Origin of the sequence: Pannonibacter indicus, assembly GCF_001418225.1 — a bacterium.
GTDB lineage: Bacteria > Pseudomonadota > Alphaproteobacteria > Rhizobiales > Stappiaceae > Pannonibacter > Pannonibacter indicus.
Genome location: NZ_LIPT01000004.1, coordinates 207,276 through 230,983, shown reverse-complemented (window position 1 = coordinate 230,983; position 23,708 = coordinate 207,276). Strand labels below are relative to the sequence as shown.

Here is a 23,708-nt window from a genome sequence, read left to right as displayed (position 1 = left end):
CCTGCGGCGCATGGGGCAAACAGCACGGCCCGCATACCTTCCTCACGCGCCGTCCCGGCCTTCGAGCCGGGACCTGTCGGGGACGCAGTGACATTCCATGTCAAACCTATGGGCAGCAGACCTTAGGCACGATGGGGCGAACGTGACGCCAACCTAACAGGCCCCGGCACAAGGCCGGGGCGGTGCGGGATGTGCGGTCCGAGGTCCGTCACAGCGGCGGCAGGTCGCCCCTGGCCCAGCCTTCCTTGACGCTGAGGCGGTGCTCCTCAAAACGGCCGGCCTCGATGGCATCGCGCATGCCCTGCATCAGCTGCTGATAATAGGCAAGGTTGTTCCAGGTCAGCAGCATGGCCGCCAGCCCTTCACCGGCCTTGACCAGATGATGCAGATAGGCGCGGGAGTAGTCGCGTGCGGCCGGGCAGTCGCTTTCCTCGTCCAGCGGGCGCGGATCATCGGCGTGGCGCGCATTCTTCAGGTTGATCTTGCCCCGGCGGGTGAAGGCAAGGCCATGGCGGCCGGCCCGGGTCGGCATCACGCAGTCGAACTGGTCGATGCCGCGGGCAACGCTTTCCAGAATATCGTCCGGCGTGCCGACGCCCATCAGATAGCGCGGCTTGTCCACCGGCATCACCGGCGTGGTGACTTCCAGCATGCGCAGCATCACCTCCTGCGGCTCGCCCACCGCAAGGCCGCCGACCGAATAGCCCTCGAACGGCATGGCTGCAAGGCTTTCGGCGGAGCGGATGCGCAGATGCGGCACGTCACCGCCCTGCACGATGCCATAGAGCCCCTGCCCCTTTTCAACGCCGCCCATGGCCTCGAACTTGGCGCGGGAGCGCTCGGCCCAGCGAAGGGACAGTTCCATCGCCCGCTGCACTTCCTTTTCAGGCGCCGGCAGGCCGATGCATTCGTCCAGCTGCATCTGGATGTCGGACCCGAGCAGCCCCTGAATTTCGACGGAGCGTTCCGGCGTCAGGTGATAGCGCTGGCCGTCGATATGGCTCTGGAACTTCACGCCCGTCTCGTCCAGCTTGCGCAGCTGCGCCAGCGACATGACCTGAAAGCCGCCCGAGTCGGTCAGGATCGTGTGCGGCCACTTCATGAAGTGATGAAGGCCGCCCAGGCGGGCCACACGCTCCGCACCGGGGCGCAGCATCAGGTGATAGGTGTTGCCCAGCACCACATCGGCGCCAAGCGCCCGCACCTGATCGGTATACATGGCCTTGACGGTTGCCTGCGTGCCCACGGGCATGAAGGCGGGCGTGCGCACGAGGCCGTGCGGCGTGGTAATCTCCCCGCGCCGGGCCATGCCATCGGTCGCAAGCAGGCGGAAGGAGAAGCGCTGGGTGTCACCGGTCATCGGTCGATCTCGTCCTGGGCGGCGATGCTTCCGGCAGCGGGAAACAGCAGCGAGCTGTCGCCATAGCTGTAGAACCGGTAGCCGCCGGCAATCGCATGGGCATAGGCCGCGCGCATGGTCTCGAGGCCGCTGAGGGCGGACACCAGCATGAACAGCGTCGAGCGCGGCAGGTGGAAATTGGTCATCAGCGCATCAATGGCGCGGAAGCGGTAGCCCGGCGTGATGAAGATGCGGGTCTCACCCCGGAAGGCGGCAAGCCCGCCAGAGCCTTGCGCGGCGCTCTCCAGAATGCGCAGCGAGGTGGTGCCGACGGCAACCACCTTGTTGCCCCGCGCCCGCACGGCCTTCAGCGCCGCAGCGGTTTCACCGGAAATCTCGCCCCACTCGGCATGCATCTCGTGCTCGTCCGTGTCATCGGCCTTCACCGGCAGAAAGGTGCCTGCGCCCACATGCAGCGTCACCGTGTGGCGCTCGATGCCGCGCGCATCCAGCATCTCGAACAGGCGCGGGGTGAAATGCAGACCGGCGGTCGGCGCGGCAACGGCGCCTTCCTTTTCCGCATAGATGGTCTGATAGTCTTCCCGGTCCTGCGCATCCTCGCCGCGCTTGGCTGCGATATAGGGCGGCAGCGGAATGTGGCCGGTGGCGTGGATGGCAGCGTCCAGATCCGGCCCCGAAAGATCAAAGACGAGGAGCACCTCGCCCGTGTCCTTCTTCTCCGCCACCGCCGCGTCCAGCACACCTGCCATGCAGGCCATGCCTTCGCTTTGCGAGCCAAAGCGCACCCTGTCGCCCGGAACCAGCTTCTTGGCCGGGCGGACGAAGGCCCACCAGCGGTCGGCACCGGCACGCAGATGCAGCGTGGCGCCGATGGTGGCAATTGCATCGCCGCGCTGGCGCGTGCCTTCCAGCTGCGCCGGGATGACCTTGGTGTTGTTGAAGACAAGCGCGTCACCGGGCTGCAGCAGCGCAGGCAGATCGAGCACGCCCCGGTCCTCCAGCACAGGCCCGCCCTGCGGACGCACCAGCAGCATGCGCGCCGCATCACGCGGCCGCGCTGGCCTCAGGGCAATACGCTCGGGCGGCAGATCGAAGTCGAAATCGTCAACACGCATGGGGGCGGTTCTTCAGCAACGGTGTCGGAGCAAGGGCACAAGCAATCGGGCGCGGCAGATCTGATCCGCCACGCCCGCGCAACATGATGCCGGTTGCCCGGCTCATACGAAAATCAGGCGTCTGCCGCAACCTTCAGCGACACGATGCTGTCCGGGTCACGGACCGGCTCGCCGCGCTTGATCTGGTCGACGTTTTCCATGCCGGAGATCACCTCTCCCCAGACGGTGTACTGGCCGTCGAGCCAGGGCGCGTCGGTGAAGCAGATGAAGAACTGGCTGTCGCCGGAATTCGGGTCCATGGCGCGGGCCATGGAGCAGGTGCCGCGCTTGTGCTTCTCTCTGGAGAACTCAGCCTTCAGCTTCTTGCCCGAACCGCCGGTGCCGGAGCCGTGCGGGCAGCCGGTCTGAGCCATGAAGCCCTCGATTACGCGGTGGAAGACGATGCCGTTGTAAAAGCCCTCGCGGACCAGTTCCTTGATGCGGGCCACGTGGTTCGGCGCAAGGTCCGGACGCATTTCAATGACCACGGCTCCCTTGGTCGTTTCCATCAGGAGCGTGTTTTCGCTGTCCTTGTAGTCTGCCACTTGGATCTCCAGTTCGGCTCAAATGTATGGACGGGTTTTAGCCTGCACAGCGGCGCGGTCAACCCGCGTCCGCAGCAACCGTCATCTTGATGATCTTGTCGGGCTTGGCGGGCGGCTCACCCTTGGCGATCTTGTCGACAAACTCCATACCCTCGACAACCTCGCCCCAAACCGTGTACTTGCCGTTCAGCCAGTCGCCATCAGCAAACATGATGAAGAACTGCGAATTGGCGCTGTCGAGCGGTACAGCGCGGGCCATGCCGAGCGTGCCGCGCTTGAACGGGGCATCAGAGAATTCGGCAGCCAGATTCGGCTCTTCCGAACCACCCATGCCCGTGCCGGTGGGGTCGCCAGTCTGGGCCATGAAACCATCGATCACCCGGTGGAAGATCTGGCCATCATAGAAGCCTTCGCGGGTCAGCTTCTTGATTCGCTTCACATGTTCCGGCGCAAGGTCGGGACGCAGGCGGATGACGACGCGGCCATCCTTCAGGTCCAGATAAAGGGTGTTTTCCTTGTCAAGCGTCTGCGCCTGCGGCATCGCGGGGGCGAGGACGAGCGACATGATGACCGCAAGGCATGCAAAAATGCGTTTCACGCGATGCTCCTGATACAACAAAATGATTGAAGGGCTGACAGATCAGCCCTTTTCCGCAGCCCGGGCCGCAAGCGGGCCAGCGACCGGTGCCGGGACAAAGGGAGTGATATCACCGCCCATGCGCGCGATCTGACGCACAAGCGTGGCAGTGATGTGACGCACCCCCGGTGAGGCGGGAAGAAAAACGGTATGAACTTCGGGCACCATGGTACCGTTCATGCCGGCCATCTGCATCTCGTAGTCGAAATCCGTGCCGTCGCGCAGACCGCGAATGAGCAGGGAGGCACCTTCGGCCTTCGCCGTTTCCACCACAAGCCCGCTGAAGGACAGCACGGACACCCGCTCCCCCGCCCCTGCCCCGAGCCGGTCCGCCACACAGGCGCGGATCAGGTCAGCCCGTTCATCGAACGAGAACATCGGCGTCTTGCCGGGGTGGACACCGATGGCAACGATCACCTTGTCCGCAAGGCTGAGCGCCTGGGCAAGCACGTCGAGATGGCCGTTGGTGATGGGATCAAAGGATCCGGCGTAAAGGGCGGTACGTGTCATGGCAAAGTGATAGCGCCCTTGTTGCAGACCGGCAAGCCATCGCGGCACCGGCCCTGCGGCCTGCACAAGGATGGGCGCCTCTGAAACCTGCCCGCCGTTCACTGAACGCAGTTTCAACGTGTTCACATAACGTTGACAATTTGTTTAGCCAGCTTGGCTGGACACGCGGCCCGAACAGGCCCATATCCCGCTCATCATGAACACCACATTCCTCTCCTCCCTGAAAGACGTGCTCTCTTCGCGCGTCTCAACTCCTGTTGCTGTCTGGCTGGCGGCGCTGGCCGGACTTGTCCTCCTCATGGGCGCGGGCATTGCCCGTATCGACACGATCGCAGCCCCTCTGCCCCCTCATGCGCTGACACCCGGCAAGCCGGCCGTGAAGGATCCACATGGCTGCGCCGAACTGAGGTTCCTGAAGGAAGAGCCGGCCTGTTCCTACCGCGCCCGCGACGACAAGCCGCGCAACGGCGGCCCGGCGCTCTGATTCTGATGCTCTGATCCTGGCGCTCTCATCATGGCAGCAGGCCCCGATCCGGATCTGACCCAAGGTAAGTTCCGGCAGAATCGTGGCGGTCTGCAGCTTTTTCGTGACAACTTGTGACACCGGTCACGGAACCAAAGCCGTTTCTGAGGTGTTATGCTCTCACAACCTGACCAGATGGCAGGAGAGAGCCAGATGACGACGCAGCACAGCTTTACACCGCATGTTTCCAACACCGCCAGCTTCAACATTGCCAAGTTGAGCTTTGCAGGAGTTGCCGGACTTTTTGCGCTGGCCATCCTCGGCGTCTTCGCCTCCGTGGCGCTGGCCTTCGCCCAGTTCGAAACCAGCCAGACCGTTCAGGCCACCAAGGGCAACCGGATCGAAGCCAGCCTTCCTGCCGCCTGTGACGGCCAGAGCTGGGGCAACTGGTCCGCCGCCTGCCTCGCCAGCATCAATGGCGAGCGCACGGTGCGCACCATCTCCACCACCACCACGGTGGAACAGCGCCCCGGCGGCCCGGTTTCGGTCCTCGTGCGGACCCCGGCCGAAGGCTGATCCCCACACCTGACCTCTTCCCTCCCCCAAACTTCCACCCGTGACTGAAGAAAGCAAAAGGGCCGCCCACATGGGACGGCCCTTGTCGTTCCTGCGTCAGAACAGCGTGCGGCTTACTCTTCGCCGCCCGTGTCCTCACCGGCGTCTTCGCCAGCTTCCGGGCCAGCTCCCCCACCGGCAGTACCTTCACCGGCAGTACCTTCACCGGCGATACCGTCCACGGCCTCTTCGCTGTCGTCTTCCTCGCTGACGCGTTCCACGGCGACGACCTTTTCGTCCTCGGCCGTGTTGAAGACGATGACGCCCTGGGTGGCGCGGCCGGCAACGCGGATACCGTCCACCGGGCAGCGGATCAGCTGGCCGCCGTCGGTCACCAGCATGATCTGGTCGCGGTCCTCGACGGGGAAGGAGGCAATCAGCGGGCCGTTGCGCTTGTTGACCGCCATGGCCGTAATGCCCTTGCCGCCGCGTCCGGTGACCCGGTACTCGAAGGATGAGGTGCGCTTGCCGTAGCCGTTTTCGGAGACGGTGAGGATCACCTGTTCCGCCGCGCTCATTTCGGCATAGCGCTCCTGCGGCAGATCACCTGCTGCGGTTTCCTCGCCGTCTTCGGCCACAGCCTCGCTGCCCGCATCATCGGCCTCACCGCGCATCAGGCGGCGGAGCTTCAGATAGGCGGCACGCTCTTCCGAGGTGGCGTTGAAGTGGCGCAGGATCGTCATGGAGATCAGGCGGTCATCGCCGGCCAGGGTGATGCCGCGCACGCCGACCGAGTTGCGGCCCGCAAAGACGCGCACATCGGACACGGGGAAGCGGATGCACTGGCCGGCCGCCGTCGTCAGCATCACATCGTCATGCTCGGTGCAGGTGAAGACGCCGACAATGCCGTCGCCCTCTTCCAGCTTCATGGCGATCTTGCCGGAGCGGTTGATCTGGGTGAAGTCGGACAGCTTGTTCCGGCGCACGGTGCCGCGCGTCGTGGCGAACATCACGTCCAGATCGCCCCAGGTGTCCTCGTTCTCCGGCAGCGGCATCATCGAGGATATCTGCTCGCCGGGCTCCAGCGGCAGCATGTTGATCAGCGCCTTGCCACGCGACGCTGGCCCGCCCAGCGGCAGGCGCCAGACCTTCATCTTGTAGACGATGCCGCGTGAGGAGAAGAACAGCACCGGCGTGTGGGTGTTGGCTACGAACAGGCGGGTGACGAAATCCTCGTCCTTCGTCGCCATGCCCGAGCGGCCCTTGCCACCCCGGCGCTGGGCGCGGTAGGTCGCCAGCGGCACGCGCTTGATGTAGCCGCCATGGCTGACGGTGACCACCATGTCCTCGCGCTGGATGAGGTCTTCGTCCTCCAGATCCGCGCCGCCTTCAACCAGCTCCGTCTTGCGGGGCGTAGCGAATTCGTTGCGGATGGCCAGCAGCTCCTCGCGGATGATCTGCTGCACCCGGGCACGGGAGCGCAGGATTTCCAGATAGTCAGAAATCTCGTCGCCGAGCTTGTTCAGCTCATCGCCGATTTCATCACGGCCAAGGGCGGTCAGGCGCTGCAAGCGCAGGTCGAGGATGGCGCGGGCCTGTTCCTCGGAGAGCCGGTAGCTGCCGTCGGCATTGACGGTATGGCGCGGATCATCAATGAGGCGGACCAGCGGCTCCATGTCCTTGGCAGGCCAGTCGCGGCCCATCAGCAGGGCGCGGGCGGCTGCCGGGTCCGGCGCGGTGCGGATGAGGTGGATCACCTCGTCGATGTTGGCAACGGCGATGGCAAGGCCCACCAGCACATGGGCGCGGTCACGCGCCTTGGCCAGCAGGAAGCGGGTGCGCCGGCCGATGACTTCCTCGCGGAAGACAACGAAGGCCTTCAGCATGTCCATCAGCGTCATCAGCTCGGGGCGGCCGCCGTTCAGCGCTACCATATTGCAGCCGAAGCTCTGCTGCAGTGAGGAGAAGCGGTAGAGCTGGTTCAGGATCACATCGGCGACGGCATCCTTCTTCAGCTCGATCACCACGCGCATGCCGAGGCGGTCGCTTTCATCGCGGATGTCGGAGATGCCTTCGATGCGCTTTTCACGCACCAGTTCGGCGATCTTCTCAATCATCGTGGACTTGTTGACCTGATAGGGGATCTCGGTGACGATCAGCGCCTCGCGCCCGGCGCGCAGCTGCTCCACCTCGACCTTGCCGCGCATGACCAGCGAGCCGCGGCCCGTCTCATAGGCCGAACGGATGCCGGAGCGGCCAAGGATCGTGCCGCCGGTCGGGAAGTCCGGGCCGGGGATGATTTCCATCAGCTCGCCGAGGCTGATCGCCGGATTCTCCATCACGGCTATGGCACCATCGATCACTTCGCCGAGGTTGTGCGGCGGAATGTTGGTGGCCATGCCCACGGCGATGCCGCCTGCGCCGTTGACAAGCAGGTTCGGGAATTTCGCCGGAAGGACGACAGGCTCCGTCTCGGAGCTGTCGTAGTTCTCCTGGAAATTGACTGTATCCTTGTCGATGTCGTCCAGAAGCGTATGGGCAACCTTTTCCAGACGGCACTCGGTGTAGCGCATGGCCGCAGCCGGGTCGCCGTCCACCGAACCGAAATTACCCTGCCCGTCGATGAGCGGCAGGCGCAGCGAGAAGCCCTGCGCCATACGCACAAGGGCGTCATAGATCGCGCTGTCACCATGCGGGTGATATTTACCCATCACGTCACCGACCACGCGGGCCGACTTGCGGTAGGGCTTGTTCCATTCGTAGCCGTTCTCGTGCATCGAATAGAGGATGCGCCGGTGAACAGGCTTGAGCCCGTCCCTCACGTCGGGAAGCGCGCGGCTGACAATCACGCTCATGGCGTAATCGAGATAGCTGCGCTTCATCTCATCCGTGATGGAGACGGGGCGAATGTCGGACGGCAGGGATGCGCCCGGCGTACTTGAATCCTGATCGGCCAAGGAGTTGCTCGCCTTCTCTCTTTATGCTGTGCCGTTTATAGCCGATTCCACCCTGCTCTCCAAATCGCCCCGCCTTGGCAGGCTCAGATATTTTCTATGTTTCTCAATGATTTACAGCGACAATTCACAGCCCCCGGAAAAGAATGCGGCAGCATGCGGGCAAAATGGCCCGGTGCGCTGCTATAAAGAAGCACATGATCACCGGAATCCTTGGGGGAATGGTCTTGGTCGAGTTCATCCTGAACGCATTTGCGACACTCTTCGTCACCATCGATCCGGTGGGTCTGGCGCCCATGTTCCTGGCGCTGACCTCTGGCGTCTCAGCCGCCGACCGGCGCCGCGTGGCGGTGCGGGCGACGCTGACGGCAGGGGCCATTCTCTTCGTCTTCTTCTTCAGCGGCCAGACGGTGCTGAACCTTCTGGGCATCTCCATTTCCGCCTTCCGCGTTGCGGGCGGCCTGCTGCTGTTTGCCATCGCCTTTGAAATGGTGTTCGATCACCGCAACAAGCGCAAGTCGGAGACGGCAGAGAAGGCCGTGGAACACAGCCGGCAGGATCTGCATGCTCTGGCCGTTTTCCCGCTCTCCATCCCGCTGATAGCTGGCCCTGCGGCCATTTCCGCCGTCATCCTGCTGTCGAGCCAGGCACCGGATACGGCGACCTACGCCGGAGTCGGCGGCGTCATCCTCAGCATCCTTGCCTGCTGCATGGGCGCGTTCCTGCTGGCCGACAAGATCGAGCGGCTGATGGGCGACACGGTGCAGATGGTCGTCACCCGGCTTCTGGGCGTGCTTCTGGCCGCCCTCTCCATCCAGTTCATCGCCGACGGCGTCATTGCCTTTGCCAATGGCGCCATGGCGCAATGAGGAAAATCACGGCCTGAAAAGATACGGCCTGAGAAAAGAACATCTCCGGCCGTTGCCTCACACCCGGCCATCCTCCCTTAGCACCACATAGATCGCCGGGATCACCAGCACGGTGAGCAGCGTCGAGGATGCAAGACCGAAGAGCAGCGAAATCGCCAGCCCCTGGAAGATCGGATCGGTCAGGATCACCGCCGCGCCGGTCATCGCCGCCACAGCCGTCAGCAGGATCGGCTTGAAGCGGATGGAGCCTGCCTCCAGCAGCACATCGCGCAGGGAGCGTTCCGGCTTGCGGGCATGGCGGATGAAATCCACCAGCAGGATCGAGTTGCGCACGATGATGCCCGCCAGCGCGATGAAACCGATCATCGAGGTGGCGGAGAAAGGCGCCCCGAAGATCCAGTGCCCGAGCAGAATGCCGATGAGTGTCAGCGGCACCGGCGTCAGGATCACCAGCGGCACGGTGAAGGAGCGGAACTGCCCCACCACCAGCACATAGATGCCGATCAGCGCCACGGCAAAGGCCGCGCCCATGTCGCGGAAGGTGATGAAGGTCACCTCCCACTCCCCGTCCCACAGAAGGACGGTTTCGTCATCACTGACGGGCTGGCCGTGATAGCTGATCTTCGGCCTTGGCAGATCCGCCCAGTCTGCCGCATCAATGCCGTCCGCCACCGCCAGCATGCCGTAGATCGGCGCCTCGAACTCCCCGGCGAGTTCCGCCGTCACCAGTTCGGCCGGGCGGCCATTGTGACGGTAGATGAGGTGGGACGCCGGTTCGCGGGTGAGCCGCACCACATCGCCCAGTTCGACGACACCCCGGCTGCCCGGCATGGCATTGGCGGCCACGGGCGTCGAGAGAAGCCTTTGTCCGAGGCTCCGGTCCGCCTTCGGCAGCGCCAGAACAATGGCGAGCGGCGCCCGCCCCTCGCCCCGGTGCGAATAGCCAGCGGGCGTGACGCCAAGAAGCGTGCTGATGGTCTGGTAGACGTCAGCCTCCGAGACGCCATGGAACTCCAGATTCTCGCTGTCGATCTCGATGCGGATGCGCCCGGCAGGAAGCCCCTGGCTGAGATCGATATCGACGATGTAGGGCACGGCCTTGAAGACGTCCGCGACCCTTTGGGCCACGGCCCGGCGTGTGTCGGGGTCCGGCCCATAGATTTCCGCCTGCAACGTCGCCATCACCGGCGGTCCGGGCGGCACTTCCACCACCTTCACCGAAGAGCCGCGCGGCAGATCAAGCCCCGCCAGCCGCTGACGGATTTCAAGCGCAATGGCGTGGCTCTCGCGGGACCTCTCGCCCTTCGGCAGGAGATTGACCTGAAGGTCGCCCAGTTCCGGCCCGCTGCGCAGGAAGTAATGCCGCACAAGGCCGTTGAAGTTGAAAGGCGCAGCCGTCCCCGCGTGGGCCTGCACGGACAGGATCTCCGGCACACCTTCCAGCAGGCGCACTGCGTTGCCCAGCTGGCGGGCGGTCATTTCCAGCGCCGTGCCCTCCGGCATGTCCAGCACCACCTGCACCTCCGACTTGTTGTCGAAGGGCAGCAGCTTCACCGTCACATGCCGGGTGTAGATCAGCACCATACTGGCAAGCGTGGCCATGCCGGCCAGCAGCAGGAAGGCAAGCGCCCTGCCCCGGGTCTTCAGCACAGGCCGTGCAGCGGCGCGGAAGACCCGCCCCAGTTTGCCCCCGTCTGCCGCCTCGTGATGGCCTTCGCCCGCCTTGCGCCCGGCGATCTTCAGCATGGCCCAGGGTGTCAGCACCACGGCGACAAAGAAGGAGAACAGCATCGCCGCCGAGGCCACAGCCGGGATCGGGCTCATGTAGGGACCCATCATGCCGGAGACGAACATCATCGGCAGCAGGGCGGCCACCACCGTCAGCGTGGCGATGATCGTCGGATTGCCGACCTCCGCCACAGCGGCAATCGCTGCGGCGGCCCGGCTGCGGCCATCATTCATGGCCCAGTGGCGGGCGATATTCTCGATCACCACGATGGCATCATCCACCAGAATGCCGATGGCAAAGATCAGCGCAAACAGGCTCACCCGGTTGATGGTGTAGCCCATCATCTGGGCGGCAAAGAGCGTCAGCAGGATGGTCACGGGAATGACGATCGCCACCACCAGCCCCGCCTGCCAGCCGATGGCGACCACCACCAGAATGACGATGGACACGGTGGCGAGCGCCAGATGGAACAGCAGCTCATTGGCCTTTTCATTGGCCGTTTCGCCATAATCACGGGTGATGTGGACGGAGACACCCTCCGGGATCAGCGAGCCTTCAAGGCTCTCAAGATGCTCGCGGACCTCTTCGGCGATCAGCACCGCATTGGCCCCAGCCCGCTTGGCCACGGCAATGGACACGGCCGGCACCGGCGTCAGGCTGCCGGAGGTCGCGTCACGGCCGTAATGCCAGACCTGACGGTCTTCCGTTCCTGCGCCGACCGTGATGGTGGCCACGTCCTTGACATAGACCGGGCGGCCATCCCGGCTGGTGATCAACAGGTTGCCGATGGCCGGAATGGTGCCGAGCGTCTGCCCCGCCACAGCCTGCAGCGCCTCACCGTCCTGCCGCACGGTGCCGGCGAGGAACGAGCGGTTGGCGCTGGTGATCTTGCCCAGAAGCTGATCCAGCGTCACGTTGAGCCGCGACAGCCGTTCCGGGTCCGGTTCCACCCGGATCTCGTCCGGGCCCGTGCCCACCAGATAGGTCAGTCCCACGTCATCCAGCCGCGCCAGCGACGTGCGCACTTCCTGCGCCAGGCCGTAGAGCGCTGACGGGCTCCAGTTTTCTGCCGAGGCCGCATCCGGGGCGAGCGTTGCCACCACGATGGCCACATCATCCACCCCGCGCCCGACGACGAGCGGCTCGGGAATGCCGGACGGAATGCGGTCCATGTTGGCGCGGATTTTTTCATGCACCCGCAGGATGGCGCTGTCGGAGGGCGTACCAACCAGAAACCGGGCCGTCACCATGACCCGGTCATCCTGGGTCTGGCTGTAGACATGCTCCACGCCATTGATGGCCTTGACGATGGTCTCCAGCGGCTCGGTGACGAGCTTGACCGCATCGGGGGCCTTGAGGCCATCGGCGCTGACCAGAATATCCACCATGGGCACGGAAATCTGCGGCTCTTCCTCGCGCGGCAGCGTTGCCAGCGAGATGAACCCGACAATCAGCGAGGCAAGGAGCAGCAGCGGCGTCAGCGGCGAGGCGATGAAAGCGGCGGTCAGGCGGCCCGACAGGCCGAGGCCTGCCTGCGGGGGCATGCTGTTGGGTGTCTGGCTCATGGCAGAACCACCACATCACCGGCGGCAAGACCGCTCAGGATTTCCACCTGCGGGCCGTCCTGTGTTTCGAACAGCTGCCCGCGCTGTACGGTGATGGCCGCAATGCTGCCGTCCTTGCGGCGCAGCTGCACATAATCAAGCCCGTAACGGGTGGTCAGCGCCGCCTCCGGCACGGCCAGAACGCTTCGGGTGCCGGTGGCGATCTCGACCGGAATCCGTTCGCCAACGAAGAAATCGCCCATGTCCGGCGCCGAAGCATCGGCAATCACCCGCCCGCCGCGCAGCTCCGGATAGACCAGCGTGATCTCGCCGCTGCGCCGGGCAGCGCCCGCCTCTTGCAGCAGGTGCAGGGTGTCCCCGGCCTTCATCAGACCCGCATGGCGTTCGGGAAGCTCCAGCCGCAGGATGAAGCCTTCGCGTGCGATTTCGGCAATGGTTTCGCCCGGCATCACCAGCGCCCCAAGTGCAACGGGCACGGACAGGACACGGCCGCTGGCGGCCGCCAGGATTTCGCCTTCCCGCTCCTGCTGGTCCAGCACATCCCGCTCGGCCTCTGCGGCTCTCAGGCTGTTGCGCGCCACCTCCAGCTGGGTTTCCAGCTGATCGACACGGGCCTGCGAGATAGTGCCGCGCGCCAGCAGCTGCCGCGCCCGGCCGGCCTCCGTCTCCAGATTGGCCGCTTCGGACTGCGCCGCCGCAATCTGGGCGCTGAGCGCCTGCCGCCGCAGCGCCAGCTTCTCATCGACGATGCGGCCAATCCTCTGCCCCGCCTGCAGGGCGTCGCCCTCTTTCACGGCCAGTTCCGTCACCGTGCCTTGCGTGCGGGCCCGCACCGGCACCCGGACGGCCGGTTCGACGGTCGCATAGACCGCCTTCCAGTCGGTCACCTCCAGCGGCTGGACCGCCAGATCAGCCGCACCAGCCCCCGCGGGCAGCAGCAAGACGGCAATGACAGCAGCCGCGCAGATCAGGCGCTGAGGAACACAAAGACCGCGCCGCGGCGCGGAAGGAACGGGGCAAGTCGATGCGGGCATTGGGATTCCATATTTTCATTATCTTGAAAATATAAGGACAAACCTCAGCTCTGCCAATGTGTAATTCCCGGTATTCCCGCGCGCGCCTCAACGCCTCTTGGCGGCACATCTGACCCGGCCGCAGTGCTCGAACAGCACGAAGGCATAGGTCAGCTCCGGATTGTCGCCCCCAAACAGGCGCCACATCTGCGGCACCATATAGCTGTAGGCCGCCTCCGCCCCCGCCAGCTGTCCGGCAGCATGCATGGTCTGGGCAAGGCCGTCATAGGCATTGAAGCCCTCCTTGCTCTCCGGCCCTAAGATGCTGAAGAGCTCGTTCATTGCGGGCAGATGCAGCCGCAGCGCCTCATCATACGCCCCCTTATCACGCAGGAAGACGGCATAGTTGAACATAAGGAAGGCGCCCGGCCGGGGCTCGTGGTGCTGGCGAACAGCGGCGAAGTCATGCCACGCTGATAGATTTCGGCTGTCATCTCCGCAGAGGCGGGCGTCATGAGGGCATCACCGCTCTCGGACACGGTGTTGAAGAAGTGGCCATCCCCGCCGGAGGCCTCCAGCGTGGCCAGCGCCGCTGATATGGCGTCGAAGGCCTCGTCGTCCCGGTCCGTGGACAGAAGCGCATAGGCCTTGGTCACGAGCGCCCGGTGGTAACGGCGGGCGTCCTCCGCCTTGTTCTCCTGCGCCTCTTCAACCATCTGCCGCAGCAGGGCATCCTGTTCGGCGGGTTTTCCGGCATTGCCGGCAGCGACAGAGAAATCGAACAGGAAGGCGTCAAGCCCCCCCTCCAGCCGCTCCATCAGCGAGCCGCCTGTGCGGCGATGATGGCATGGGTTTCGGGCCAGCCGCCGGCGGTTGCCGTCCTGTTGACAGGCTTGACCAGCACTCAAGCGGTCAAGCCTGTTGAGTCCTGGTATCAGCCGAGCGCTGCAATCTTCTCACGGAACTGCGCCGTGCCCTGCTCGATCCGGTCGAGGATCACATCCAGCGCCCAGAACTTGTCGAAGATGTCATAGGTGATGGTGCGGCAGTGGTCATGCCGGAAGGTGCCGAGGCGCTGGTGATAGACCTTGGCAAGCTTCGGATAGCCCATCGGCTCGCACATGGCGGCAAGGGCGAGGAACACGGCCAGTTCTTCGGCCAGTTCCGGATGAGAGGTTCCGTGATCCTCCAGCCAGCGGTAGAGATCCGGATGCACGTTGTTCATGACACCGCAGAAGCCCTTGGAGCCTGCCTGCATCGCCGGATAGGCAATGGCCGCATTGGCATTGCTGATGGCAAGCGGCGAGCCCTTGGTCAGGGCGACGCGCCGCTTGACCACGTCCAGATTGCAGGAAACATCCTTCAGCATCAGGAAGCGGCCTGTGTCTGCACAGAATCTGATCTCGTCATCCGTCAGCAGGCGGCGGTACGGCGCAGGGCATTCGTAAAGGCCGAGCGGCACATCCTTCGGCAGAGCTGCCAGAAGATCATCGAGGCGGGCGCGGAACACATCCGTGCCCTCGTCCTTCTGCGCCAGGCGGTTGGTCACCAGCACCAGCCCGTCAACGCCCGTGGCGGCAATGGCGGTCATTTCCGCCTTCTGGTCTTCGGCGCTGTCCGAGATGTGGCCCGAGGCGACGACCGGCACGCGGCCCTTCACCTTGTCCATGGTGAAGCGGGCAAGGTCCACCCGCTCTTCAAGGCTCAGGAACTGCATTTCGGAAGACTGGCAGACGGCAAAGAGCGCCTCGCTGCCATGGGCCAGATACCACTCGATCAGGGCCTCGTAGCCCTCCCAGTCGATCCGGTTATCCGGGGTAAACGGGGTCAGGACAACGGGCACAATTCCGCCAATAGGAGCGAACACGTCAGGTTCCTTTCAGCATTAAGGACAGGTGAGGTCAGCCGGCGTAGCCGAACATGCGGGGCAGCCAGAGGACCAGATCAGGGAAGAGGATGAGCGCCAGCAGCGCCGCCAGAAGCGCCCCAAGGAAGGGCCAGATCTCGCGGATCATCTCGCGCAGGGAAATGCCGGTGACGGCGTTGATGACAAAGAGAACGATGCCATAGGGCGGCGTGATCAGGCCGATCATGCAGTTGACGATGGCCACGACACCGAAATGCACCAGGTCGATGCCAAGCTCGCGGCAGGCCGGCAGGAACAGCGGGATGATGACGAGGATCAGCGTCGAGGCATCCAGAAGACAGCCGAGCAGCAGCAGCAGCACGTTGATCATCAGCAGGAACATCAGCGGCGAAATGTCGAGCGACCCGGCAAAGGCCTGCATGTGTGCCGGAATGTTCTCCGAGGCGACGATGTAGTTGAAGATGAGCGCCCCGCCGATGACGACGCCCACCGAGGCCGACTGGCTAGCGCTGACGCGCATGATGTCCCAGAAGGCACGGAAGGACAGCGCCCGGTAGAACACCACCGACAGGAACAGGGCATAAAGCGCGGCCAGAGCGGCGGCTTCCGTCGGCGTGGTCATGCCGCCGTAAATGCCGGCCAGCAGGATCACCGGCATCATCAGCGCCGGGAAGGCATTGACCGTCAGGCGCGGGATCTGCCGGACCGGAACCGGCTCCTCCAGCTTGAAGCCGCGCCGCGCCGAAATGCGGGCGTTCATCAGCATCAGCACGGCCCCCATGATCAGGCCCGGCACGATGCCGCCGAGGAACAGGTAGCCGATCGACTGGTCCGACACGAGCGCATAAAGCACCATCGGGATCGAGGGGGGAATGATGGGGCCGATGGTCGAGGAGGCCGCCGTGATGGCTGCCGCATAACCGGCCGTATAGCGCCCGCCCTCGCGCATCATGTTGATGATCAGCTTGCCGATCCCGGCCGCATCGGCAACCGCCGAGCCGGACATACCGGCGAAGATGAGGCTTGCCACCACATTGACGTGACCCAACCCGCCCCGGAAGCGCCCGACAATGGCCACGACAAAGCCGAGCAGCCGTTCGGACACGGTTCCCGCATTCATGATGTTGGCGGCCACGATGAACAGCGGCACGGCGAGAATGACATAGCTGTCATAGATGCCCTGGATCAGCTGCTCTGCGGGCAGCGCCATGTCCTGACCGCGCATGGCCACATAGACGATCGAGGACACGATCATGGACAGGGCAATGGGCGCCCCGAGGGCGGCCAGCGCAAGCAGCACGCCCAGGCATATGACGAATGCAAGGGTCACAACCGCCCTCCCCCATTGGCCAGGATTTCAGCCGAGTTGTCCGTATCGTCTTCGCCGGGTGCTTCCCCTCGCACGATCCTGGCGGCCCGCCAGATGTAGCGCCCGATGATGGCCGCAGCGAACAGCGCATAGATGCCGAAGACATAGTCCAGACGCCACTTCAGGATGGCGCTCTTCTTGATCTTGTAGAAGGTGATGTAGTCCCAGGTGGCGGGAAGTGCGGCGGCAAAGGCTGCCGCGATCACCAGCGCGGCCACAAAGGCCATCACGCGGCGCGTGCGCCGGCCTGCTGCCTGATAGAACAGGTCGAAGCGGACATGGGAGGTTTCCGGGAGGCTGAACGCTGCCCCCCAGAGCACCACCCACAGCCACAGTGTCATGCTGAATTCCACCGTCCAGCCAATTTCGATCCCCGGATAAAACCGCAGAAAGACATAGCGGGACAGGACCTGAAAGATGAAAGTGGCGAACAGGGCGGCGAGCAAGCCCGCCGCCACATGATCCGCCCCGGCCTGCAAGCGGCGGGCGATTTCACGCATGAGCTCTATCTCCGGAACTCAGAGGGCGTTGATCTGATCGACCATGCCTTCCGGCCAGGACTTGGAGAAGTCCGATTCCAGATACTGCTTCTGCACATGGGTGCGGAACGCCTCGATATCAGGCGTGTAGACCTTGAGCCCCTGATCCTTGAAGAACTGCTCCAGCTCCGCCTCAAGCGCCAGCTGCCTCTGGCGGCCGCTTTCGGCAGCCTCATCAGCGGCCTTCTGCACCGCGGCCTGCTGTTCTGCGGTCAGGCTGTCCCAGACCTTCTTGGAGAAGGCAATGTAGTTGAGGTCCACCAGATGCGAGGTCAGAACGATCTGCTTGGTGACTTCATAGAACTTCATGTCGCGGTTCGTCGGCAGCGGGTTGTCCTGACCATCGATCGCGCCGGTCTGCAGTCCGGTGTAGACTTCCGTGAAAGCCATCGGCACCGGGCTCGCGCCAAGAGCCTTGCCGAGGAACTGCCAGGCGTCGGAACCGGGCATGCGCAGCTTGATCCCTGCCAGGTCTGCAGGGGTCTTGATTTCCTTGTCCGTGCGCAGGTTCAGCTGACGCCGGCCGAGATACATGACGGAGAGCAGCTTGACGCCAAGCTCGTCCTCAACCTTCTGCTTCAGCGGCTGCATGAATTCGGCGGCAAACACCTTTTTCTGGTGCTCGGCGTCCTTGTGCAGATAACCGGCGGTAAAGATGGAGAACTCGGGGAAAATGGCCGCCAGTTCCTGCGCCGAGGTGATGGCCATTTCGAGGTTGCCGCGGGCGATGGCCTCCAGTTCGGTGCCCTGCTTGAACAACGAAGCATTATAATGCGGCTGATACTCGGCAAATTCTGCAATCGCCGGAGCGAAGATGGTGGACAGCGCCACGGTGCGGCTGTCCGTCTCGGTTGCGGGCGTCGACATGCGCAGGGTGATCTTTTCAGCGGCGAGTGCCGGAATCGTGCACAGAACGGCTGCGCCCGCGGAGAAGGCAGCAACGGTGCTCAGAAACTTGCGGCGGGTCAGGCTCAGATCCATCATATCCTCCCAGATCGGTCTTGTTATGGCCCCGGTCTTGCTCCTCCAAGCCGGCTGGCCGCCCCGTTCCCAAACGGCGTGAATTCACCCCACTGGCAAACGGCGTGACAATGTCGTAACATGTCAGCATGAGGTTAGCAATCTGGGTTAAGCAGGAATGAACACGCAAACGATGTCCCGGAAGAAGGACCGGACGCCGGAGGCAGAAGGTTCGGCGGCAAAGCCGGTCTCCTTGCGTCAGGCTGCCTATGAGGGGATCGAGGAGCTGCTGAATTCCGGCCGCCTGCGGCCAGGCCAGCTCATCAGCCAGCGTGAACTCATGGACATGACCGGCGCAACCCTGGGCGCCGTGCGTGAAGCCATCCCGCGCTTCGAGGCGGAAGGCCTGCTGGTGACCGTGCCCAAACGCGGCCTGATGGTGCCGGGGCTCGACATTCACTTCGTCCGCGACGCCTATCAGATGCGCCGCCTGCTCGAAGTTGCGGCTTTACCGGAAATTGCCGCCAAGCTCGACCCTGCCTTGCTGAAAAGCTGGATTGCCCGGCACTTGGAAGGCCAGGCGCAGCTGTTGCAGGCAGATCCCGCAGGCCATGACGCCGCTGCCCACATGATCCAGCATCTCGACTGGGAAATGCATGAGGGCCTGATTGGGGCGCTGGGCAATGCGGTGATGAGCAACGTCTACCGGGTCAATGCCATCAAGGTGCGCATGGCGGTGCAATCGCAGATCAGGGTGACCCCGGCGAATGCGGTGCGCGTCATCCGCGAGCATCTGGCCTTTCTGGAGCCCATGGCGGAAGGCCGCTACGCAGAAGCGCAGCAGGCGCTGGCCCACCACATCACCAATTCCATGCGCATCGCGCTGGGCGAGCCGATCACCGGCGGCCCTTAACCCTGTCGTCAGACCTGATGTCAGGCGCTGGCCTGCTCCAGTGTGCGCATGGCAAATTCACCGCGCAATTCGCCGTAAACGGCCGTCTGTACCTGAATGTGGGAGCGCATCAGCCGCTCGGCCGCAGCCGTGTCCCCGGCCTCCAGAGCATTGAGGATGTCCCGGTGCTCCTGCATGGAGGCGCGCAGCCGGTCTGCGGCAGAAAGCTTTGCCTGCCGGAAAGGCCTGAGGCGCCGCGGTTGTGGATAAGTTCGACCAGGCCGGAGGCGGCCAGCGCCAGCGCATCGTCATGGCACTGGCCATGGAGCCGCGCCTGCGGATCGCCGACGAGCCGACGACGGCGCTGGACGTGACGACGCAGGCGCAGATCCTCAGCATGTTCAAGCAGCTGAAGGAAACCCACAAGGCTGGCATCCTCTTCGTCACCCACGACTTCGACGTGGTGGCGGCCGAGATTTCCGGCCATATCCTCGTGATGCAGAAGGGTGTTGCGGTGGAATATGGCACGGTGGACGAGGTTTTCGGCAACCCGCAGAACGGCTACACCCGCCAGCTTCTCGCCGCCATGCCCGGCCGCGGCCGGGAAGTGCCGGACATCGCCGCCCTTGGCCCCGCCATTCCGGCGGCGCAACCCATCCCAGCATGAACATCTCAGATATGACCACACGACAGGACCTCATCGCCGCCGCCTCCCGCTATGTCACGGAAGGCGGGCTGGAGACCGATCTCGCCCGGCTTGTGGCGCACAAGTCCGTCAGCCAGTCCGAAGGCACGCCGGAAGACCTGATGGCCTATCTCACCGGCGAAATGGAGCCGATTCTGACCGCCATGGGCTTTGACGTGGCCATCCATGCCAACCCGCGTCCGGGCGGCGCACCGCTGGCGCGAGGGCCTCTCCCCCTTCGTGCTGACCCGCGAGGAGGACAAGCTCTACGGGCGCAGCACCGCCTGCAACAACGTGCAGCATCTGATCAACCTGAAGGCCATGGAGCTGATCCTCAAGGAAAACGGCCGTCTCGGCTTCAATGCCAAGGTCATCATCGAGATGGCCGAAGAGACCGGCTCCTATGGGTTGAGGGATTTCTTCGAGGAAAAGAACGACCTGCTCGCCTCGGACATTCTCATCGCCTCGGACGGCCCGCGCCTTGCCGCTGACACACCGGCCATGTTCATGGGCTCACGCGGCGGCATGGGCATTGATCTCACCGTCGATCTGCGACCCTAGGACCATCACTCCGGCAACTTCGGCGGGCTGCTGGCCGATCCGGCGATCATCCTCGCCCATGCCATTGCCTCGATCACCGACAAGCGCGGCCAGATCCGCATGAAGGAATGGCTGCCCGGCAACCTGACGCCGGAACATCCGCGAAGCGCTGAAGGACCTGCCACCCCGCCGCCATGATGCGGACTGGGGACAGGAAGACCTCAAGCCTTCGGAGCGCGTCTTCGGCTGGAACTCCATGGCCGTGCTTGCCATGGCCAACGGCAACATCGATGCCCCGCAGAATGCCATGTCAGGCAAAGCGCGGGCGACGATCCAGCTGCGTTTTGTGGCCGGCACGGATGTGGCGGACGTCATCCCTGCCCCGCGCCGTCATCTGGACAGGCAAGGTTTCCCGCAGGTCGCCGTGAAGCCCTCACGCGGCGAAGCCTTCCGCGCCACCCGCTTCCCGCCGGATCACCCCTTGGTCAAGTTCGTGGAACAGTCGCTGGCGCAAACCGCCGGAAGGAAGCCGCATGTGCTGCCGAACCTCGCTGGCTCCCTGCCGAACGGCACCTTCACCGAAATCCTCGGCCTGCCCACCATCTGGGTACCCCATTCCCACGCCGAATGCGGCCGCACGGCCCCAACGGGCACGTGCTGCTGCCGGTGATGGAAGAAGGCATGCGCCTGATGACCGGGCCGTTCCTGGACATCGCGGAAAAAGGCCAATCCCTGCCGCGCCGGGGGTGAGAGGGAGCGAGGGGATGCGGAGGCGAAGTCATTATTCCCGATGCCATCCCATCCGCAGTGGCCGCCCCGGGCGGAGCGAAGTGAAAACCCGGGGACTACTCGCTCCCAGAGCAGTCATTGGAACTGCGGAAGGTGCGAGGTCTGAAGCTGATGTTTTCGCCGCACCCACTACCCGCCGCGCCGTCCCGGCCTCCCTGCCGGGACCTGTGATGGATGCACAGGCCAGAGAACCAAACCACCCACTTCCTCGAAGCCTCTCACCTTGTCATCTCCGCGCAGGCGGGGATCCAGTAACCCCGGTATCAGCCATCTCCCTCTCCGGGCGTACTGGATTCCGGTCTTGCCGCTGCGCGTCAAACCGGGATGACACTCCGGGCTCGCGCAGTCACGCTTGCGTGACCCTCCCGCCATTCCCGGCAGCCCCTGTTGGTTCTCACGATCCCCTGCCCCATATGCGGGATACGCTGCGGGCGGCCTTGCCGTCCGCTGGCACGTCTTGTTCAAGCTGCGGAGATCCTTGATGCCCCTGTCACGCCTCTTCCCCCTTGGTCTTGCCGCCCTCATGGCGGGCGCCGCACCTGCTGCCATTGCGCAGGAAACCGTCCGCTCCAAGGCCGCTGATTTCAGGATCGTGGAAGTCGCCACGGATCTGGAGCATCCCTGGGGTCTTGCCTTCCTGCCCGATGGGCGGATGCTCGTCACCGAGCGGCCGGGACGGCTGCGGATCGTGGGCACCGGTGGCAGCCTGAGCGAACCGCTGACCGGCCTGCCGGAGATCTACGACAGCGGCCAGGGCGGGTTGCTGGATGTGATCCTCGATCCGGATTTTGCTTCGAACAGCACCATCTACTTCTCCTATTCCACACCGGTGGAGCGGCGCGGCACCACGCGCATCGCCAAGGCAAAGCTGACGGATACAGGACTGGAGGACGTGACCGTCCTCTTCACCGCGGCGACGCCGGGCTCGAACGGACGCCATTTCGGCTCCCGGCTGGTCTTCGGGCCGGACGGCTATCTTTATGCCAGCATTGGCGACCATGGTGCAGACGATACGGCGCAGGATCTGTCGCTGCACTCGGGCAAGATCATCCGCATCACGACGGATGGCGCGCCAGCGCCGGGTAATCCCTTCCTCGGCACCGCAGGCGCGCTACCGGAGATCTACACCTATGGCAACCGCAATCCGCAGGGCATGACCCTGACGCCGGACGGGGAGATCTGGGCCAACGAGCACGGGCCGCGCGGCGGCGATGAAGTGAATGTCATCAAGGCCGGGCTCAACTTCGGCTGGCCGGAAACCACCCACGGCCGCGCCTATTCAGGTCTTCCCATGGGCGAAGGGCCGGAGAAGGAAGGCGTGACGCCGCCGATCCAGGTCTATGTGCCCTCCATCGCCCCGTCCGGTATGGCCTTCTATCAGGGCGATGCCTTCAAGGGCTGGCAGGGGGACCTGTTCATGGGCGCTCTCGCGCTGACCCATCTCAACCGGCTCGACATGGAAGACGGCAAGATCGTAGGCGAGGAGCGGCTGCTGGAAGACAAGGGCTGGCGCATCCGCGACGTGCGGACAGGCCCGGACGGCTTCCTCTATCTGCTGACGGATGCGCCCGATGGCAAGCTGGTGCGGCTGGAACCGGCAGGCTGAACTCAATAGCCGCCAGCCGAACGGCCATCGATGGTCACCCGGCTGGCGGTGACCCCATCGGGGCCCGTTGAAAGCCCCACGGCGCCGCCACGCACCTGTGTGCCATTTTCCGGGCTGGAGGTGATCACCGCGCCGCCAACGCCGACCGAGGCGCAACCTGCCGGAACAAGCGCGGCGGCCAGCACGGCCGCAAGGGCAAAGGCGCGGGAGGGATCAGGAACAAGGCGCATCATCAGGCTTCCTGCATCTGTAATGGCTCGATCTGCACGCTCACGGGCCGGATGCGGCCGGAGACGCACAGATCCTCTTCATTCCGCAGCATGCAGACGCGCATGGCAAAGATGCGGCAGGATGAAAGGCGTTCCGGGCGGCGGCACGGCGCCAACGCGCAAGGGGCAGGAGTAAACTTCAGAGAGCACCTCAGTCGTCAACGTTTCGGCCGTCGCGCCGCAGGCAATCACCTGCCCCGCTTTCAGGGCGAGTACGCGCGCCGCATACATGGCCGTCAGGTTGAGGTCATGCATCACGGCAACGACGCCACCTCCGGCCTTTGCATAATCTGCGGCCAGATCCATGATCATCAGCTGGTGGTGAATGTCGAGGCTGGCGACGGGCTCGTCCAGAAACAGCCAGCGCGGTCCTTCCAGGCCGACAGGCTCCCAGATCTGGCACAGCACGCGGGCAAGCTGCGCCCGCTGCTGCTCGCCGCCGGACAGCGACTGATACTGCCGCCCGCCGAAACCGTTCAGGCCCACCCGCGCCAGCGCCTCGCGCACGCGGGAATCCGGCGGCGGCATTCCCGCACCGCCGAGCCGCACCAGTTCGGTCACGGTCAGCGGAAAGGCGATGGCCGAGCTTTGCGGCAGAACGGCCCGGAAGCGGGCCAGGACATGGGCCGGGACGCGGCGCAGATCATGACCGTTCAGATGCACGCTGCCGCCGTGCCGGTGTTCACCGCAAATGGCCTTGAGCAGCGTGCTCTTGCCGGAACCGTTCGGCCCGGCAATCGCCGTCACCTCGCCTGCCCGCGCCTCGAAGGAAATCTGCCGAACAATGTCGCGCCCGGAGAGCGAAACGGTGAGGGTCTTCACTTCCAGCTTTGCCATG

Annotated in this window: 22 protein-coding genes and 2 pseudogenes; 7 read left to right on the top strand and 17 right to left on the bottom strand. The window is 64.4% G+C overall.

Annotated elements, in window-relative coordinates; genetic code table 11:
• Positions 1 to 208: 208 nt before the first annotated feature.
• The 5 genes from tgt to coaD all read right to left on the bottom strand — a co-directional run bounded on the left by tgt (position 209) and on the right by coaD (position 4,206).
• Positions 209 to 1,360, bottom strand: a complete 1,152-nt coding sequence (tgt, locus tag ASC48_RS09335; RefSeq protein ID WP_055455470.1) for a tRNA guanosine(34) transglycosylase Tgt — start codon at positions 1,358 to 1,360, stop codon at positions 209 to 211.
• Positions 1,357 to 2,475, bottom strand: coding sequence for a tRNA preQ1(34) S-adenosylmethionine ribosyltransferase-isomerase QueA (queA, locus tag ASC48_RS09330; RefSeq protein WP_055455469.1), 1,119 nt, complete (start codon positions 2,473 to 2,475; stop codon positions 1,357 to 1,359). The genes tgt and queA overlap by 4 nt, the downstream gene beginning before the upstream one ends.
• A gap of 113 nt (positions 2,476 to 2,588) precedes the next feature.
• On the bottom strand, positions 2,589 to 3,023 hold the full coding sequence (locus ASC48_RS09325) for a peptidylprolyl isomerase (protein WP_055455532.1): 435 nt from the start codon (positions 3,021 to 3,023) through the stop codon (positions 2,589 to 2,591).
• 94 nt (positions 3,024 to 3,117) lie between these two features.
• Positions 3,118 to 3,600 (bottom strand): peptidylprolyl isomerase, encoded by a 483-nt coding sequence (locus ASC48_RS09320; protein WP_055455531.1) that lies wholly within the window; start codon positions 3,598 to 3,600, stop codon positions 3,118 to 3,120.
• Between the two features lie 99 nt (positions 3,601 to 3,699).
• Positions 3,700 to 4,206 (bottom strand): pantetheine-phosphate adenylyltransferase, encoded by a 507-nt coding sequence (coaD, locus tag ASC48_RS09315; RefSeq protein WP_055455530.1) that lies wholly within the window; start codon positions 4,204 to 4,206, stop codon positions 3,700 to 3,702.
• A gap of 196 nt (positions 4,207 to 4,402) precedes the next feature.
• Between coaD and ASC48_RS09310 the strand changes: the two genes are divergently transcribed.
• Together ASC48_RS09310 and ASC48_RS09305 are read left to right on the top strand one after the other, a co-directional pair.
• Positions 4,403 to 4,690: a hypothetical protein gene (locus tag ASC48_RS09310; RefSeq protein ID WP_055455468.1), complete on the top strand. Its 288-nt coding sequence runs from the start codon at positions 4,403 to 4,405 to the stop codon at positions 4,688 to 4,690.
• Positions 4,691 to 4,882: 192 nt separating this feature from the next.
• A complete protein-coding gene (locus ASC48_RS09305; RefSeq protein ID WP_055455467.1) occupies positions 4,883 to 5,245 on the top strand; it encodes a hypothetical protein in 363 nt (120 codons plus the stop codon).
• A 113-nt stretch (positions 5,246 to 5,358) separates the two neighbouring features.
• On the opposite strand, the gene gyrA is transcribed toward ASC48_RS09305, so the two are convergent.
• Positions 5,359 to 8,181, bottom strand: coding sequence for a DNA gyrase subunit A (gene gyrA / locus ASC48_RS09300; RefSeq protein ID WP_055455466.1), 2,823 nt, complete (start codon positions 8,179 to 8,181; stop codon positions 5,359 to 5,361).
• A gap of 194 nt (positions 8,182 to 8,375) precedes the next feature.
• Here gyrA and ASC48_RS09295 point away from each other — a divergent pair, with 194 nt between their 5' ends.
• On the top strand, positions 8,376 to 9,047 hold the full coding sequence (locus tag ASC48_RS09295) for a MarC family protein (RefSeq protein WP_244270033.1): 672 nt from the start codon (positions 8,376 to 8,378) through the stop codon (positions 9,045 to 9,047).
• Positions 9,048 to 9,104: 57 nt separating this feature from the next.
• Here the strand turns inward: ASC48_RS09295 and ASC48_RS09290 are convergent, their stop codons facing one another.
• The 8 genes from ASC48_RS09290 to ASC48_RS09255 all read right to left on the bottom strand — a co-directional run bounded on the left by ASC48_RS09290 (position 9,105) and on the right by ASC48_RS09255 (position 18,110).
• Positions 9,105 to 12,341: an efflux RND transporter permease subunit gene (locus ASC48_RS09290; protein ID WP_082440056.1), complete on the bottom strand. Its 3,237-nt coding sequence runs from the start codon at positions 12,339 to 12,341 to the stop codon at positions 9,105 to 9,107.
• Positions 12,338 to 13,375: an efflux RND transporter periplasmic adaptor subunit gene (locus ASC48_RS09285; protein WP_208975630.1), complete on the bottom strand. Its 1,038-nt coding sequence runs from the start codon at positions 13,373 to 13,375 to the stop codon at positions 12,338 to 12,340. Before ASC48_RS09285 ends, ASC48_RS09290 begins: the two co-directional genes overlap by 4 nt.
• 87 nt (positions 13,376 to 13,462) lie before the next feature.
• Positions 13,463 to 13,696, bottom strand: a complete 234-nt coding sequence (locus tag ASC48_RS09280) for a hypothetical protein (protein ID WP_055455464.1) — start codon at positions 13,694 to 13,696, stop codon at positions 13,463 to 13,465.
• Positions 13,693 to 14,172, bottom strand: a complete 480-nt coding sequence (locus tag ASC48_RS09275; protein WP_055455463.1) for a hypothetical protein — start codon at positions 14,170 to 14,172, stop codon at positions 13,693 to 13,695. Before ASC48_RS09275 ends, ASC48_RS09280 begins: the two co-directional genes overlap by 4 nt.
• A 116-nt stretch (positions 14,173 to 14,288) precedes the next feature.
• Positions 14,289 to 15,221, bottom strand: coding sequence for a dihydrodipicolinate synthase family protein (locus ASC48_RS09270; protein WP_055455462.1), 933 nt, complete (start codon positions 15,219 to 15,221; stop codon positions 14,289 to 14,291).
• Between the two features lie 34 nt (positions 15,222 to 15,255).
• On the bottom strand, positions 15,256 to 16,551 hold the full coding sequence (locus ASC48_RS09265) for a TRAP transporter large permease (RefSeq protein WP_055455461.1): 1,296 nt from the start codon (positions 16,549 to 16,551) through the stop codon (positions 15,256 to 15,258).
• Positions 16,548 to 17,090 carry a TRAP transporter small permease gene (locus tag ASC48_RS09260; RefSeq protein WP_055455460.1) on the bottom strand — a complete coding sequence of 181 codons (543 nt, stop codon included), beginning with the start codon at positions 17,088 to 17,090 and terminating at the stop codon, positions 16,548 to 16,550. The genes ASC48_RS09265 and ASC48_RS09260 overlap by 4 nt, the downstream gene beginning before the upstream one ends.
• An 18-nt stretch (positions 17,091 to 17,108) precedes the next feature.
• Positions 17,109 to 18,110, bottom strand: coding sequence for a sialic acid TRAP transporter substrate-binding protein SiaP (locus tag ASC48_RS09255; protein WP_141658913.1), 1,002 nt, complete (start codon positions 18,108 to 18,110; stop codon positions 17,109 to 17,111).
• 172 nt (positions 18,111 to 18,282) lie between these two features.
• Between ASC48_RS09255 and ASC48_RS09250 the strand changes: the two genes are divergently transcribed.
• A complete protein-coding gene (locus tag ASC48_RS09250; protein WP_072242576.1) occupies positions 18,283 to 19,002 on the top strand; it encodes a GntR family transcriptional regulator in 720 nt (239 codons plus the stop codon).
• Positions 19,003 to 19,022: 20 nt separating this feature from the next.
• Here the strand turns inward: ASC48_RS09250 and ASC48_RS19305 are convergent.
• Positions 19,023 to 19,226: pseudogene (locus ASC48_RS19305) on the bottom strand (FCD domain-containing protein); the annotation flags it as partial.
• Between the two features lie 17 nt (positions 19,227 to 19,243).
• Between ASC48_RS19305 and ASC48_RS09245 the strand changes: the two are divergent.
• From ASC48_RS09245 to ASC48_RS09235, 3 genes and pseudogenes are all read left to right on the top strand, one after another.
• Entirely contained in the window at positions 19,244 to 19,648 is a 405-nt protein-coding gene (locus ASC48_RS09245) for an ABC transporter ATP-binding protein (protein ID WP_055455457.1), read from the top strand.
• Positions 19,645 to 20,956 (top strand): annotated as a pseudogene (locus tag ASC48_RS20260) (M20/M25/M40 family metallo-hydrolase). Before ASC48_RS09245 ends, ASC48_RS20260 begins: the two are co-directional and overlap by 4 nt.
• Positions 20,957 to 21,476: 520 nt before the next feature.
• Positions 21,477 to 22,601: a PQQ-dependent sugar dehydrogenase gene (locus tag ASC48_RS09235; protein ID WP_055455456.1), complete on the top strand. Its 1,125-nt coding sequence runs from the start codon at positions 21,477 to 21,479 to the stop codon at positions 22,599 to 22,601.
• Between the two features lie 2 nt (positions 22,602 to 22,603).
• Here ASC48_RS09235 and ASC48_RS09230 read toward each other — a convergent pair whose 3' ends face one another.
• Together ASC48_RS09230 and ASC48_RS09225 are read right to left on the bottom strand one after the other, a co-directional pair.
• Positions 22,604 to 22,831, bottom strand: a complete 228-nt coding sequence (locus ASC48_RS09230) for a hypothetical protein (RefSeq protein ID WP_141658912.1) — start codon at positions 22,829 to 22,831, stop codon at positions 22,604 to 22,606.
• 78 nt (positions 22,832 to 22,909) lie between these two features.
• Positions 22,910 to 23,707, bottom strand: coding sequence for a heme ABC transporter ATP-binding protein (locus ASC48_RS09225; protein WP_055455454.1), 798 nt, complete (start codon positions 23,705 to 23,707; stop codon positions 22,910 to 22,912).
• Position 23,708 lies beyond the last annotated feature (1 nt).

What these genes read in the sequence shown, in the direction of transcription:
- tgt (WP_055455470.1), bottom strand. Translation starts at nt 1,360, where the DNA reads ATGACCGGTGACACCCAGCGCTTCTCCTTCCGCCTGCTTGCGACCGAT.
- queA (WP_055455469.1), bottom strand. Translation starts at nt 2,475, where the DNA reads ATGCGTGTTGACGATTTCGACTTCGATCTGCCGCCCGAGCGTATTGCC.
- ASC48_RS09325 (WP_055455532.1), bottom strand. Translation starts at nt 3,023, where the DNA reads ATGGAAACGACCAAGGGAGCCGTGGTCATTGAAATGCGTCCGGACCTT.
- ASC48_RS09320 (WP_055455531.1), bottom strand. Translation starts at nt 3,600, where the DNA reads ATGCCGCAGGCGCAGACGCTTGACAAGGAAAACACCCTTTATCTGGAC.
- coaD (WP_055455530.1), bottom strand. Translation starts at nt 4,206, where the DNA reads ATGACACGTACCGCCCTTTACGCCGGATCCTTTGATCCCATCACCAAC.
- ASC48_RS09310 (WP_055455468.1), top strand. Translation starts at nt 4,403, where the DNA reads ATGAACACCACATTCCTCTCCTCCCTGAAAGACGTGCTCTCTTCGCGC.
- ASC48_RS09305 (WP_055455467.1), top strand. Translation starts at nt 4,883, where the DNA reads ATGACGACGCAGCACAGCTTTACACCGCATGTTTCCAACACCGCCAGC.
- ASC48_RS09295 (WP_244270033.1), top strand. Translation starts at nt 8,376, where the DNA reads ATGATCACCGGAATCCTTGGGGGAATGGTCTTGGTCGAGTTCATCCTG.
- ASC48_RS09290 (WP_082440056.1), bottom strand. Translation starts at nt 12,341, where the DNA reads ATGAGCCAGACACCCAACAGCATGCCCCCGCAGGCAGGCCTCGGCCTG.
- ASC48_RS09285 (WP_208975630.1), bottom strand. Translation starts at nt 13,375, where the DNA reads ATGCCCGCATCGACTTGCCCCGTTCCTTCCGCGCCGCGGCGCGGTCTT.
- ASC48_RS09280 (WP_055455464.1), bottom strand. Translation starts at nt 13,696, where the DNA reads ATGAACGAGCTCTTCAGCATCTTAGGGCCGGAGAGCAAGGAGGGCTTC.
- ASC48_RS09275 (WP_055455463.1), bottom strand. Translation starts at nt 14,172, where the DNA reads ATGGAGCGGCTGGAGGGGGGGCTTGACGCCTTCCTGTTCGATTTCTCT.
- ASC48_RS09260 (WP_055455460.1), bottom strand. Translation starts at nt 17,090, where the DNA reads ATGCGTGAAATCGCCCGCCGCTTGCAGGCCGGGGCGGATCATGTGGCG.
- ASC48_RS09255 (WP_141658913.1), bottom strand. Translation starts at nt 18,110, where the DNA reads ATGGATCTGAGCCTGACCCGCCGCAAGTTTCTGAGCACCGTTGCTGCC.
- ASC48_RS09250 (WP_072242576.1), top strand. Translation starts at nt 18,283, where the DNA reads ATGTCCCGGAAGAAGGACCGGACGCCGGAGGCAGAAGGTTCGGCGGCA.
- ASC48_RS09235 (WP_055455456.1), top strand. Translation starts at nt 21,477, where the DNA reads ATGCCCCTGTCACGCCTCTTCCCCCTTGGTCTTGCCGCCCTCATGGCG.
- ASC48_RS09230 (WP_141658912.1), bottom strand. Translation starts at nt 22,831, where the DNA reads ATGCGCCTTGTTCCTGATCCCTCCCGCGCCTTTGCCCTTGCGGCCGTG.
- ASC48_RS09225 (WP_055455454.1), bottom strand. Translation starts at nt 23,707, where the DNA reads ATGGCAAAGCTGGAAGTGAAGACCCTCACCGTTTCGCTCTCCGGGCGC.